Origin of the sequence: Nocardia neocaledoniensis (assembly GCF_003182135.1) — a bacterium.
Taxonomy (GTDB): domain Bacteria; phylum Actinomycetota; class Actinomycetes; order Mycobacteriales; family Mycobacteriaceae; genus Nocardia; species Nocardia neocaledoniensis.
In genome coordinates, this window is sequence record NZ_QGTL01000003.1 from 113996 (window position 1) to 127183 (window position 13188).

At 71.0% G+C, this 13188-nt stretch carries 11 protein-coding genes; 4 read left to right on the top strand and 7 right to left on the bottom strand.

Annotated elements, in window-relative coordinates:
* The first annotated feature begins 15 nt into the window (after positions 1–15).
* Positions 16–579: a TetR/AcrR family transcriptional regulator gene (locus tag DFR69_RS08745; RefSeq protein WP_110036991.1), complete on the top strand. Its 564-nt coding sequence runs from the start codon at positions 16–18 to the stop codon at positions 577–579.
* A complete protein-coding gene (locus DFR69_RS08750; protein ID WP_110036992.1) occupies positions 579–1412 on the top strand; it encodes an MBL fold metallo-hydrolase in 834 nt (277 codons plus the stop codon). The genes DFR69_RS08745 and DFR69_RS08750 overlap by 1 nt, the downstream gene beginning before the upstream one ends.
* Positions 1413–1422: 10 nt before the next feature.
* Here the strand turns inward: DFR69_RS08750 and glpD are convergent, their stop codons facing one another.
* On the bottom strand, positions 1423–3207 hold the full coding sequence (gene glpD, locus DFR69_RS08755; RefSeq protein ID WP_232996833.1) for a glycerol-3-phosphate dehydrogenase: 1785 nt from the start codon (positions 3205–3207) through the stop codon (positions 1423–1425).
* A gap of 180 nt (positions 3208–3387) precedes the next feature.
* Between glpD and glpK the strand changes: the two genes are divergently transcribed.
* Positions 3388–4884, top strand: coding sequence for a glycerol kinase GlpK (gene glpK / locus DFR69_RS08760; RefSeq protein WP_110036993.1), 1497 nt, complete (start codon positions 3388–3390; stop codon positions 4882–4884).
* Position 4885: 1 nt separating this feature from the next.
* On the opposite strand, the gene DFR69_RS08765 is transcribed toward glpK, so the two are convergent.
* The 5 genes from DFR69_RS08765 to DFR69_RS08785 form a co-directional block, all read right to left on the bottom strand.
* A complete protein-coding gene (locus DFR69_RS08765; RefSeq protein ID WP_110036994.1) occupies positions 4886–5794 on the bottom strand; it encodes an alpha/beta hydrolase in 909 nt (302 codons plus the stop codon).
* A 174-nt stretch (positions 5795–5968) separates the two neighbouring features.
* A complete protein-coding gene (locus tag DFR69_RS08770) occupies positions 5969–7144 on the bottom strand; it encodes an aminotransferase-like domain-containing protein (RefSeq protein WP_110036995.1) in 1176 nt (391 codons plus the stop codon).
* 92 nt (positions 7145–7236) lie between these two features.
* Positions 7237–8556, bottom strand: a complete 1320-nt coding sequence (locus DFR69_RS08775) for a DUF8176 domain-containing protein (protein ID WP_146229236.1) — start codon at positions 8554–8556, stop codon at positions 7237–7239.
* Positions 8557–8626: 70 nt separating this feature from the next.
* Positions 8627–9673: a hypothetical protein gene (locus tag DFR69_RS08780; protein ID WP_244198169.1), complete on the bottom strand. Its 1047-nt coding sequence runs from the start codon at positions 9671–9673 to the stop codon at positions 8627–8629.
* Positions 9674–9838: 165 nt separating this feature from the next.
* Complete coding sequence (locus DFR69_RS08785; RefSeq protein ID WP_110036998.1) at positions 9839–11239, bottom strand: NAD(P)H-quinone dehydrogenase; 1401 nt, start codon at positions 11237–11239, stop codon at positions 9839–9841.
* Positions 11240–11447: 208 nt separating this feature from the next.
* Between DFR69_RS08785 and DFR69_RS08790 the strand changes: the two genes are divergently transcribed.
* Positions 11448–11909 (top strand): gamma-glutamylcyclotransferase family protein, encoded by a 462-nt coding sequence (locus DFR69_RS08790; RefSeq protein ID WP_110036999.1) that lies wholly within the window; start codon positions 11448–11450, stop codon positions 11907–11909.
* Positions 11910–12000: 91 nt separating this feature from the next.
* On the opposite strand, the gene DFR69_RS08795 is transcribed toward DFR69_RS08790, so the two are convergent.
* Positions 12001–13188: a M20 family metallopeptidase gene (locus tag DFR69_RS08795; protein ID WP_110037511.1), complete on the bottom strand. Its 1188-nt coding sequence runs from the start codon at positions 13186–13188 to the stop codon at positions 12001–12003.

Sequence of the window (13188 nt, forward strand, 5' to 3'; positions counted from 1 at the left end):
AGCTACGCTCGGGGAGTGACTCCACGCACGGATTCCCGGCAGCGGTTCCTCGACGCGGCCGCCGACCTGTTCCACACCCAGGGCTACCACGCCACCGGCGTCAACCAGCTGGTCAGCGCGGGCGGCGCGCCCAAGGGTTCCTTCTACTTCCACTTCCCCGGCGGCAAGGAACAGCTCGCCGCCGAGGCGCTGGTCCAATCGGCGGAGGCGCTGCGGGCGACGCTCGCGGCCGCCCTCGACCACGGCGACGTCGACGGCGTGTTCGACGCGCTCGGCGCGATGCTCACCGACTCGGACTTCCAGCGCGGCTGCCCCATCGCCACCATCGCGCTCGACGCGGGCGGCGACAGCGAACCGATCCGCGAAGCCTGCGTCACCGGATTCGAATCCTGGCGCACCGCCATCGAGGAGTTCCTGCGCGCCAAGGGCATTCCCGACCGCCGCGCCGACGAACTGGCCACCGTCGCGCTGGCCATGCTCGAGGGCGGCCTCCTGCTGGCCCGCACCCGCCGCGACCTCACCCCCCTGCGCACGGTCGCCGACCACCTGCGCGCCACACTCGAACGGGAGCTCTCCTGATGCGAATCCATCACCTCGACGGCGGCACCATGCGCCCCCTCGGCGGCCGCCTGCTCGACGGCGTCAGCGGCCTCACCCTCCGCGCCGAGATGGTCTGCCACTGTGTGCTGATCGAGCTCGACGACCGCCTCGTCCTGATCGAAACGGGCATCGGCGAGGGCGCGGTGCGCAGGCCCGACGAATGGCTCGGCCGCCAGTTCATCCGGATGACCAGCCCGGTTCTCGAACTCGAGCGCACGGTGGCCCGCCGGATCGAGGCGCTCGGCTATCGCAGGGAGGACGTCACCGACATCGTCGTGACCCACCTCGATCTCGACCACGCGGGCGGCCTCGCGGACTTCCCGCAGGCGAAGGTCCATGTCTACGGCGCCGAACTGCGCGCGCTCGAGGGTCACTACGGCCCGCGCGAGAAGTTCCGTTATCGCGCGGCCCAATTCGCGCACGGCCCACAGTGGGAGAGCTACGACGAACTGGGCGAATCCTGGTTCGGCTTCGACGCGGTGCGTCAATTGCGCGGGCTACCGGCCGAATTGCTGCTCATCCCGCTGGCGGGGCACACCAGGGGCCACGCCGGCATCGCGATCGACACCGGCGACGGCTGGAAGTTCTCCGTCGGCGACGCCTACTTCCACCCCGGCCAGGTCGATCTGGAGCACCCGCATCAGCCGTCGGGCGCCACCCTGTTCGAACGTCTCGTGCAGACCGTCCCCGCCGCGCGCGTCGCCAATCAGGAACGGCTGCGTGAGCTCCTGCGCGGTCACGGCGACGAGGTCACGGTCTTCTGCGCGCACAGCGCCGTGGAACTGCGCCGGTTGCAGGGCGTCGGCGTCTGATCCGGCGCGGTCATCGGTCCTGCGGCACCGGTTCCAGCAGCTGCGGCCGCGGTTCCGGGGCGGCGGCCCGCAGCGCATCGGCGGACGCGTCGTCGGGCTGGGTCTGGGATTCGATCTCGGCCCGCACCCGCGCCTGATAGGTGGCCACCTCGCGGTCGATCTCGTCGACATCCCAGCCGAGGACGGGCGCGACGAGGTGGGCGACCTGCTCGGCGCAGTGCGCGCCCCGGTCGGGGTATTCGATCGAGATGCGGGTGCGGCGGGCCAGGATGTCGTCCAGGTGCAGCGCGCCCTCGGCCGCGGCGGCGTACACGGCCTCGACCTGGAGGTAGGCAGGCGCGTCGGTGATCGGTTGCAGCAGTTCGGGTTTGCCGACGGCCAGCGAGAGCACCTCGTCGACCACCGAGCCGTAGCGGTCGAGCAGGTGCGTCATGCGGTACGGGTGCACGCCGTAGTGCTCGGCCAGCTGCACGGTCTGGTTCACCAGGGCGAAGTAGCCGTCGGCGCCGAGCAGGGCCACCTTCTCGGTGATCGACGGCGAGACCCGCGCCGGAATGTCCTGTGCCGCTTCGTCCATCGCGTCGGCGGCCATCACCCGGTAGGTGGTGTACTTGCCGCCGGCGATGCTCACCAGCCCCGGGGCGACCCTGGCCACGGCGTGCTCGCGGGACAGCTTGGAGGTCTCGTCGCTCTCGCCGGCCAGCAGGGGCCGCAGGCCCGCGTAGACGCCGTCGATGTCGGCGTGGGTGAGCGGGGTGACCAGCACCTCGTTCACCCGGTCGAGCAGGTAGTCGATGTCGGCCTTGGTGGCCGCCGGGTGGGCGAGGTCGAGGTTCCAGTCGGTGTCGGTGGTGCCGATGATCCAGTGCGCGCCCCACGGGATGACGAACAGCACCGAGGTGGCCGTGCGCAGGATGATCGCCGCGTCGCTGACGATCCGGTCGCGGGGCACCACGATGTGCACGCCCTTGGACGCCCGCACATGGAAGCGGCCGCGTTGGCGCGACAGGCTCTGCACCTCGTCGGTCCACACGCCGGTCGCGTTGATCACCACATTCGCGCGCGCCTCGGCGGTGCGCCCGTCCTCGGTGTCGCGCAGCTTCACCCCGACCACCCGGTCGGCCTCCCTGAGCAGGCCGACGACCTGGGTGGAGGTCCGGATGACCGCGCCGTAGTGGGCGGCGGTGCGGGCCACGGTCATGGTGTGGCGGGCGTCGTCGACGACGGTGTCGAAGTAGGTGACGCCGCCGATCATCGAATCCCTGCGCAGGCCCGGCGCCAACCGCAGCGCGCCGTGCCGGGTCAGATGATGCTGTCCCGGCACGGATTTCGCGCCGCCCATGGTGTCGTAGAGGGTCAGGCCCGCGGCGACGTAGGGCCGCTCCCAGATCCGGTGGGTGAGCGGGTACAGGAACCGCAGCGGCTTCACCAGATGCGGCGCCAGCGTCGACAGCGCCAGCTCGCGTTCCTTGAGCGCCTCCCTGACCAGGCCGAATTCGAGTTGTTCGAGATAGCGCAGCCCGCCGTGGAACATCTTCGACGAGCGGCTCGAGGTGCCGGAGGCCAGATCGCGGGCCTCCACCAGCGCCACCGACAGGCCGCGGGTGGCCGCGTCGAGCGCGATGCCGGCCCCGACGACGCCGCCGCCGATGACCAGCACGTCGAACTGATCCTTGCCGAGGCGCTCCCAGGCGGTGCGGCGCTGCTCGGGGCCGAGCTGGCCGGGCCCGAGCCGCGAACCACCCGCGACCAACTCCCCCGGGTGCAGGAACGGGAACTCCGGTGTCTGCGACATGCTGGACTCCTCGCCGACCGGGCGGCCGGTTCAGCCGACAGTGGGTGGAGGCGCCGGGCCACGTCCGGCACCGCTGCGTACACGCTAAACGTAGTGCCTCCGCGGCGCGGGCGAGGCTTACGGCGGGGCGTGGCAGCCAACTGGGACATTCGGGCCGGTGCGCTTGGGTAGCCTGCTGCCATGCGTCGCTATGTGGCCGCCATCGATCAGGGCACGACTTCGAGTCGGTGCATCGTCTTCGACCGGCAGGGCCGGATCGTCGGGACCGCGCAGCGGGAACATCGGCAGATCTTCCCGAAGCCGGGCTGGGTCGAGCACGATCCGGTGGAGGTCTGGCGCAACACCGAATGGGTGCTCGGCGCGGCGCTGGGCAACAGCGGCTGTTCGGCGGGCGACCTGGCCGCCATCGGCATCACCAACCAGCGCGAGACGACCGTCGTCTGGGATCGGGCCACCGGGGAGCCGGTGTACAACGCGATCGTCTGGCAGGACACCCGCACCGATCAACTGTGTGCCGAACTCGCAGGCGATCAGGGTCCGCAGCGTTACGCCGATCGCACCGGGTTGCCGCTGTCGACCTATTTCGCCGGACCGAAGCTGCGCTGGATCCTCGACAACGTCGACGGCGTGCGAGCCAGGGCCGAGGCGGGCGACCTGTGTTTCGGCACCATGGACACCTGGGTGCTGTGGAAACTGACCGGCGAGCACCTCACCGACGTCACCAACGCCTCGCGCACCATGCTGATGGATCTGCGCACACTGCAATGGGATTCGGAGATCTGCGCCGAGTTCGGCATCCCGGAGTCGCTGCTGCCGCGCATCCGCAGTTCCTCGGAGGTGTACGCGGAGATCACCGCGGGACCGTTCGCGGGCGCGCCGGTCGCGGGCATCCTCGGCGATCAGCAGGCGGCCACCTTCGGCCAAGCCTGCCTGTCGCCAGGCGAAGCCAAGAACACCTATGGCACCGGTAATTTCATGCTGCTCAACACCGGGACCACGCCGGTGTTCAGCAAGCACGGTCTGCTCACCACCGCCTGCTACCAGCTCGGTGACGCACCCGCCGTCTACGCGCTGGAGGGCTCGATCGCCGTCACCGGGTCGCTGGTGCAGTGGCTGCGCGACAATCTCGGCATCATCGGTTCGGCGGCGGAGGTGGAGCCGCTGGCCCGCAGCGTCGACGACAACGGCGGCGCCTACTTCGTGCCCGCGTTCTCCGGACTGTTCGCGCCGCGCTGGCGGCCGGACGCGCGCGGTGTCATCGCCGGGCTCACCCGCTTCGTCACCAAGGCCCACTTGGCCAGGGCCGCATTGGAATCCACCGCCTTCCAGACGCGCGAGGTGGTCGACGCCATGCGCGCCGACGCCGCCGCCCAGCACCTCGACCTCGAGCTGACCACCCTCAAGGTCGACGGCGGCATGACGGGCAACGACCTGCTCATGCAATTCCAGGCCGACATCCTCGACGTCCCCGTGGTCCGCCCCGTCGTCAGCGAGACCACCGCCCTCGGCGCCGCCTACGCCGCGGGCCTGGCCGTCGGCTACTGGTCCGGCCTCGACGACCTGCGCGCCAACTGGATCGCCGACCACACCTGGACCCCTCAGATGCCCGAGGACGAACGCACCGAGCGCTACACCGAATGGAACAAGGCCGTCGAACGCACCTACGGCTGGGTGTGAGTCACGGCAGGCTGCCGAGGAGCACGGCCAGTTCACGTGCCCGGAGGACGACGCCCGCGTGGCCCGCGGGCAGGCTGTGCACGTCGAAGGGGTTGTCCGGGGTGAGCCGGTCCGCGTCGGCGATCATCCGGGTCACCAGGGCGGCGGAGAGAACGTTGTCCTCAGTGAGGCGGATATAGCTGCGCGGCACCCGGCCCCACCGTTCGGCGCCGACGCGGGCATCGGCGAACTGGGTGTGCGCGCCGTCTTCGTGCTGCATGCCGAACTCGAGTACCGCGAGGGTCTGGGCCAAGGTCGCCTCGGGCATGTTGACGAGCCGGAAGTTCTCGACGGCCGCGAGATCGGCCGACCGCAGATTGAAGCGAATGATCCCGGGCGGCACCGCGTCCAGGCCGAGGAACAGTGAATGCTCCGGATCCGGAGCCGGGATCCCCTCGGCCGCCTCGGGCAGCCGGGCCAGGGCCATCGCGCTGGGCGCCTCGGCGGTGGTCGGACAGAACGCCGACAGGTAGACCAGCCGATGGATGTCGTCCGGAATCTCCTCCGCCACCTGTCCGATCGTCACCCCTCCCAGGCTGTGCCCGACCAGCACCACCGGCCCGTGGCGCCGCACCTGCCGCACCACCTCGATCACGTGAGCCACATTGTCGCGCAGCGTGATCCCCGCCAGCGGCGACTCGGCAGCGGTGAACCCCGCGAGGTCCTGCGGCGCCTGGTACGACATCCGGAACGGCGCGTCCAACCCGTGCCCCGGCAGATCCACCGCCAACGCCCGATGCCCGAGCAACACCAGCTCCCGCACCACCGGCGCCCAGTAGAATCCGGTACTCGCCAGCCCGTGCACAAACACGAATGTCGGTGCGGCAATGCCGCTTTCCCCGCCCTGCGCCTGGAACGTCACGCCAAACATGTACCCGCTACCTATCGCAGCCAACCCGATCACTGCGGACGCCGCTACGGATCGGCCGGGCACATTATCTGCGGCTCAGTGACTTCCGAGATCTATCGTCAGGATCTTGACAATCGAATGGGCATCGCCGTGGGCGCCTTCCGTCGTGTCGTTCCCACCGATACGACGGCCCGGCTACTCGGCCGCCTTCGCCAGGCGGGTGACGGCTTCGGTGAGGGTGGGTTCGTCGGAGGTGGTGAAGCACAGGCGCATGGAGGAGCGGTAGGCGTCGGAGACGGCGAAAGCCGAGCCGGGGACGTAGGCGACGCCGGCGTCGAGGGCGGCGGGCAGGAGGGCGGACGTGTCGGTGCCGTCGGTGAAGTCGGCCCAGACGAACATGCCGCCGGTGGCGTCGGTGCAGCTCACGCGATCGCCGAAGGTGGTGCGCACGGCGTCGACCAGGGACTTGGCGCGGGTGCCGTAGGCGGTGCGGATCGCGGTCACGTGGGCGGCGAGCCAGTCGGTGTCGGTGAGCAGATCCGTGGCGATGCGGTGCGTGAGCGCGGAACCACAGAGATCGGCACCCTGCTTGAGGAGCTCCACCGCGCGACAGACGCGATCCGGGGCCACCATCCAGCCGACGCGGAGGGCGGGCGCGAGGATCTTCGAGACGCTGGAGAGCCGGATCACCTGGGGTGAGTAGGCGGCGATCGGGGCGGGGGCGGGCGCGTCGAACCACAGTTCGCCGTAGGGGTCGTCCTCGATGATCCAGAACCCGTGCGCCTCAGCGAGTTCCGCGAGGCGACGACGCCGCTCGGGCGCCAGCGTGACGCCACCGGGGTTGTGGAAATTGGAGACCGTGTGGACCACCGCGGGACGCTCGCCCGCCGCCAGCAGTTCCTCCAGCGCGTCCACCCGCATGCCGTCACGATCCAGCGGCACGGCGACGATGCGCGCGCCCGCGGCCCGGAACACCTGCAGCGCACCGACATACGCGGGATCCTCGACGATCACCAGCGCGCCCGGATCGAGCAGCACCTCGGCCAGCAGCGACAGCGCCTGCTGCGAGCCATGGGTGATGAACACCTCGGCCTCCGGCACGGCACGCCCGATCCTGGCCGTCTCCCTGGCCGCGAGCACGGCGCGCAGCGCGGGCCAGCCGGGCGACTCGGTGTACTGCAGGACCGCGGCGTCGTCCAGCGCGGCCGCCGCGGCGGCGGCGATGCGCTCGCGCGGCATCAGCGCGGCGTCCGGCAGACCACCGGCCAGGCTGACGACATCGGCGCGCGCGGTGAGCTTGAGCAGGTCCCGGATCGCCGAACTCTGCAGACCCGCGAGCTTGCCCGCCAATGCTGGAGTGGTCTGCGACATGGGAAACCTCCGGGGACGACAAGGGAAGCAATCATCCTACGATTGCATATCGTCCACCAGAATGTGAAATCGCAGTCCCAAACACTGAGACACTAGCGCGCGGTGATCGACTTGACCTGCCACTTTCCGTCGGTGTTGGTGGTGACGATCTCCTGCTTGTACACGATGGCCGAGCCGTCCGGATGCCATTCACGCAGCTCGACGTCGTAGCGGCCGACCGAGGTCTCGCGCATCCGCACGCAGTGCGTGGACCCGGCGGGGATCAGGTCGTCGATCGCCTTCTGGATCGTCTCGGCGGGCGAGATGTTCTCGGCGTCGGGCGCCACGTACTCGCGCACCTTGGCGCCGGAACGGTCGACGTAGAACGCGTACTGGAAACCGAGGATGGCCTTGGCGCCGGTCGAGGTGTCGCCGGGGCCGTTGCCCACCGTGACCGCCTGCTCCGACATCGCCTTGCACTCGGTGGGCGAGGCGACCGATGGGATCGGCGCCGCTGTCACACCGGGGTCGTCCCCGCCGCCCCGCTTGACCAGGCCGATCGTCAGCACCAGCGCGACGACGAGCAGCACCGCCGCGGCCGCGCCACCGATGATCCAGCGCAGCCGCCGATCGGATTCCTTGGTCTTGTTCTGCTCGGCGGCGGGCGTCACGGGGTTCTTCGGCGCGAGCCGCCGCGCGATCGGGTCATCGGCCCACGACAGCCCGGCCTCCGGCGGCTTGGGCACGGCGCCGCCCTCGTCGGGGCTGTTCCACCAGGCTTTGTCCTCGGCGTCGTCGGCGCTCGGGGCACGCTCGGGCTGGCGCACGATGTCCGGCGTGGCCATGCGCACGGTCTCCGGCGCCGGTTCGGCGGCGGGCGCCTGCGCGCGCGGGCCCGGCTTGTCGCGCCGGATCACCTCGGTGGCCTCGCGGCCGGACGTGACCGGCACCGAGTCGCCGAACGGCGAGCTGTCCCTGCGCTCACCGCTGAAGCGGACGGTCTGGTCCTCGGACGGCGCGGAGACGCGCGGATCGGGCGCACCGAACGGCGACGCGTCCGGCGCACGCGGCGGAACCGGCGGCGGCGCGGCGACGGCGTCACCGAAGACGGACGTCGGCGCGGAACGCGGCGGCTGCACCGGCCCGCGCGGGGGCATGGTGGGCGGACCCGGCGGCGGAGCGACCGGGGGCGTCCCGGCGACGGGCGCACCGAACGGACCCGGCGGCGGGGTCGCGGGCGAGGGACCGGGAGCGCCTGCCGGACGCCAGCCCATTTCCGGCAACGCGCCCGGCGGTGTGGGCGGCGGGGCGGCCAGCGGCGCGCCGAAGCCCGCGGCGTCGTCGAGCGGCGGGCCGAAATCGCTTACCGGAGGGCCGAATTCGGCCCCGGGTCGCTTTTCGCCGCGCTCGTTGTCGTCACCGTCGGTGCCCAATTCCAATCCTTTCCCCAGGACACACGTGTGGGGCGGTCGCATCCGACCGCCCCACACGACGTACTGCGTGTCAGTACTGGAGCGAGCCACCCCACTGGGTGGTGACACCTGCGACGTTCACCGTCTGAAGCAGCTCCCCCGGCACGGGAAGTGTAGCCTTCGCGGCCGCTTCCATCGCGGCGACGCCGCCCGGCTGCGCCTTGATCCAGTTCTCGACCGCCGCCTTGGCCAGGTTGGCCTGGGTGGTGTCGAGCACGGTGACCGTGGTGTTGTCAGCCTGGCCCGCGCCACCGGTGTAGCTGGTGACCTTGACCGAGTTCTCGCCGATGTACTCGACCGAGACGCCCGCGTCACCGAAACCGGTCGGCGTGCGGTAGCCGACGGTGCCGACGTAGCCGGACGCGTTGTTGTAGTGATGGGTGTTGACCACACCGGGCAGCACACCGCCGCCGTCGACGGAGACGCCGATTTCCTGGTGCGGGCCTTCCATCTCGACGACCGGCGCGGCCGGGGCGTCGGCGAAGTGCGGCGCCTGCCAGGTCGGGGTCTGCACGAGCTGGTCGGAACCCTCGTCCTCGGCGCCTTCCTCGGTCGGCGCGCTCGGCTGGGTCTGCGACGGCTGCGCGGGCTGGCCCTGCGACTGCTGACCCGGGGTGGTGCCGCCCTGCTGGCCCGGAGTGGTACCCGGCTGGCCGGGGGTCGTCTCCTGCTCAGGGGTGGTACCGGTGCGCTCCGGCTGCACGGCCGACTGCGCCTCGCCGTTCTGACCGGTCTGGCCCGGCACCGGCAGCGGCGCGACACGCGGGGTGGTGACGCCCGGCTGGCTCGGCGTCGGCGTGGCAGGCGTGGCCTGACCCGGCTGACCCGGCGCGGGGCTGGTGACGCCCGGCTGGGCCGGGGTCGGCTTGGTCTCGCCCGGCTTCTTCTCGCCCGGCTTGGCGTTCTCCGGAGTCTCCTGCTCGGGGGTCTCCGGGGCGTCGCTCTGGTTGGTGCCCGGCTGCGCGGGGGCCGGCGTGGCCGGCGTCGTCGGCTGGTCGCTGGGGACCGCGCCGGCGGGGGCCGCAAGGAGGGTTGCCACTGCGGCCGCGGCAGCCAGGGGCAACGACGTGCTTGCCATCGCTCGCTGCGCCCGACTCGGCTTACGATGCTTCACTTTTCGCTTATCCCTTTCCCGGAGGGAATCCCCCACTACTCCACCACGCGATCGATACCGATCGCGCCTCGGCCGTGAGTCAACCACATGACGCCGAGACAGGCAACGCGGCAGTAGGTTTCGCGGAACTCAGTCCAGATCGTCGTGGCGCATCAGCAAACGCCCGGCTTCGGTGACCGAACCGGTGAGCGAGGGATACACCGAGAACGTCTGCGCCAGATCGGTGACGGTGAGGTTGTTCTGCACCGCCAGCGCGATCGGCAGGATCAGCTCCGAGGCGATCGGCGCGACGACGACACCGCCGATCACCACGCCGGTCGCGGGACGGCAGAAGATCTTCACGAAGCCACGGCGCAGCCCCGACATCTTCGCGCGCGGATTGGTGTTGAGCGGCAGCATCACCGTGCGGGCCGGGACCTCGCCGTTGTCGATGGCGGTCTGGCTCACCCCGACCGTCGCGATCTCGGGCCGGGTGAACACCGCGGAGGCGACCGTCTTGAGCCGGATCGGGCTCACGCCCTCGCCCAGGGCGTGGTACATCGCGATCCGGCCCTGCATCGCGGCCACCGAGGCCAGCGGCAGCAGGCCGGTGCAGTCGCCCGCGGCGTAGATGCCGGGCACCGAGGTGCGCGAGACCCGGTCCACCCGCAGGTAGCCGCCGCGATCGAGCTCGATGCCGACCCGGTCGAGGCCGAGGTGCTCGGTGTTGGGGGTGGAACCGACCGTCATCAGGGCGTGCGAGCCGGTGACCGTGCGGCCGTCGGACAGCTTCACCACGATGCCGTCGGCGGTGCGCTCGACCGCGTCGGCGCGGGCGTGCTTGACCAGCTCGACGCCGCGCTCGGCCAGCGCCTCCTCGAGCACCAGGGCCGCGTCGGCGTCCTCGCCGGGCAGCACGCGGTCGCGGCTCGAGACCAGCTTCACCCGCACACCCATCTCGGTGTAGGCGGAGACGAACTCGGCGCCGGTGACGCCGGAACCGACCACCACCAGGGTCTCCGGGAGTTCGTGCAGGTCGTAGAGCTGGCGCCAGTTCAGGATGCGCTCGCCGTCGGGTTCGGCGCCGGGCAGCACGCGCGGGCTGGCGCCGGTCGCGATGAGCACGACCTCGGCCTCGAACTCCTCGGTGCTGCCGTCGGCCAGGGTCGCGCGCACCCGATGCGCCAAACCGGCGGCGGGACCGACCAATTCGCCATGCCCGGCCAGCAGCTGCACCCCGGCGGCCTGCAGCTTGGCGCGGATGTCGGAGGACTGGGCCAGCGCGAGGGCCTTCACGCGACCGTTCACCTCCGGCAGGTGCACCTGCGCCTGGCTGGCGTCGAGGGTGATGCCCAGATCGCGCGCCCGGCGCAGGTCGGTGCGCAGGCCGGTCGAGGCGATGAAGGTCTTGGAGGGCACGCAGTCCCACAGCACACACGCGCCGCCGATGCCGTCGGCGTCGACCAGGGTCACCGAGGCCCCGTGCTGCGCGGCCACCAGCGCCGCCTCGTATCCCGCCGGTCCGCCACCGATGATCGCAATCCGTGCCACAGCCACGCTCCCTGTATTCGCCGCAACGGCCGCGCCCCTTGTGAGGACCCGCCCGTACTGTCGCCCCATCATTTCAGGTGCGCGGCGACAACCCAGGGCCGGATCGGTGAACGTGTTCGGCGTGTTCGACGGCGCCACGACTGTGACCGTCAGCCGATCTGGGTGGGAGACGGGAATTCCGCTGCTGTTATTGGCTACAGTTCGTCAGGTGCCGATCTATGCCGCTTACGGGTCCAACATGGACTCGACGCAGATGCTGGAACGCTGCCCGCATTCGCCCATGTCCGGGACCGGGTGGCTGGAAGGTTGGCGCCTGACCTTCGCCGGTGACGACATCGGCTGGGAAGGGCCGTTGGCCACCGTCGTCGAGGATCCGGGCTCCCGGGTGTTCGTCGTGCTCTACGACGTCTCCCCCGAGGACGAGGAGCGCCTCGACCGCTGGGAGGGCTCGGACTTCGGGATCCACAAGAAGATCAGGCTGCGCGTCACCGGGACCCAGGGCGAGTCGCGGCTGGCCTGGCTGTACGTGCTCGACGCCTACGAGGGCGGACTGCCCTCGGCGCGCTACATCGGCGTCATCGCCGACGCGGCCGAAAAGGCCGGGGCCCCCGAGGAATACGTGCATGCCCTGCGCACCCGCAACAGCAAGAACGTGGGCCCGGGCGCCTAGCCGGTCCGCCGCTCCGCGACTTCTGGCCGGACTCGCCTGCCGCCGACGTAGCGTCGGCGGCAGGCGGTTCGGTAGTGGGTCGGTCGGTGCGTTACCCCTGTACGCCGGTGCTGCTCGGGGCCTGGAGGATGATGTTCGTCAGGGTGCGGACGCCCACCGCCAGTGCGCGCTCGTCGATGTCGAACGTGGGCTGGTGCAGGTCGAGCTGCTCGCCGGTGCCCGACCAGACCCCGAGGCGGCCCATCGCGCCCGGGGCTTCCTCCAGGTACCAGGAGAAATCCTCGCCGCCGCCGGACTGCGGGGTGTCGGCCAGCGCGTCGGGACCGAGAGCCAGGATCGCGTTCTCGAACATCAGCGCCGAGGTCGGATCGTTGACCACCGGCGGCACGCCGCGCTTGTAGTTGAGCTGGAAACGCACGCCGGTCGGTGCCAGCAGGCTGTCGACGATCTCGCGGACCAGCGGCTCGAGTTCCAGCCAGGTGGCGTGATCGCCGGTGCGGACGGTGCCCGTGAGCATGCCGGTCTGCGGGATGGCGTTGGGCGCCTTGCCCGCGCTCACCGCGCCCCAGACCATCACGGTGCTGGTCCGCGGGTCGACCCGGCGGCTCAGCAGCCCGGGCAGGCCGGTGATGACGGTGCCGATGGCGTACACCAGATCACTGGTGAGGTGCGGCCGGGAGGTGTGCCCGCCCGGCGAGTCGAGGACGAGTTCGACCGTGTCGGCGGCGGAGGTGATCGCGCCGGTGCGCATGCCCACCTTGCCGACCTCGAGACGCGGATCACAGTGCAGCGCGAAGATCCGGTCGACGCCACGCATGGCGCCCGCCGCGACGACGTCGAGCGCACCGCCCGGCATCACCTCCTCGGCGGGCTGGAACACCAGCCGCACGCCCACCGGCAGCTTGTCCTCGGCCTCGGCCAGCGCCAGCGCGGCGCCGAGCAACACCGTGGTGTGCGCGTCGTGTCCGCAGGCGTGCGAGACGCCGGGCACGGTCGAAGCGAAGCTCAGGCCGGTGAACTCCTGCATCGGCAGGGCGTCCATGTCGGCGCGCAGCGCGATCCGCGGACCGTCGGTGGGGCCGAGATCGCAGATCAGGCCGGTGCCGCCGGGCAGCACCTCCCAGCTCAGGCCCGCCTTGGTGAGCCAGCCCGAGACGAACTCGGTGGTGGCGAACTCCGCGCGCGACAGTTCCGGGTTGGCGTGGATGTGCCTGCGCCACTGCACCAGGTCGGCGGTGTGCTCGGCCAGCCACGCGTCGACGATTTCCGCTCCTGACAT

Bases quoted from the DNA above. Each gene is read 5' to 3' on its own strand.
- DFR69_RS08750 (WP_110036992.1), top strand. From the start codon at position 579: ATGCGAATCCATCACCTCGACGGCGGCACCATGCGCCCCCTCGGCGGC.
- glpD (WP_232996833.1), bottom strand. From the start codon at position 3,207: ATGTCGCAGACACCGGAGTTCCCGTTCCTGCACCCGGGGGAGTTGGTC.
- glpK (WP_110036993.1), top strand. From the start codon at position 3,388: ATGCGTCGCTATGTGGCCGCCATCGATCAGGGCACGACTTCGAGTCGG.
- DFR69_RS08765 (WP_110036994.1), bottom strand. From the start codon at position 5,794: ATGTTTGGCGTGACGTTCCAGGCGCAGGGCGGGGAAAGCGGCATTGCC.
- DFR69_RS08770 (WP_110036995.1), bottom strand. From the start codon at position 7,144: ATGTCGCAGACCACTCCAGCATTGGCGGGCAAGCTCGCGGGTCTGCAG.
- DFR69_RS08780 (WP_244198169.1), bottom strand. From the start codon at position 9,673: ATGGCAAGCACGTCGTTGCCCCTGGCTGCCGCGGCCGCAGTGGCAACC.
- DFR69_RS08795 (WP_110037511.1), bottom strand. From the start codon at position 13,188: ATGTCAGGAGCGGAAATCGTCGACGCGTGGCTGGCCGAGCACACCGCC.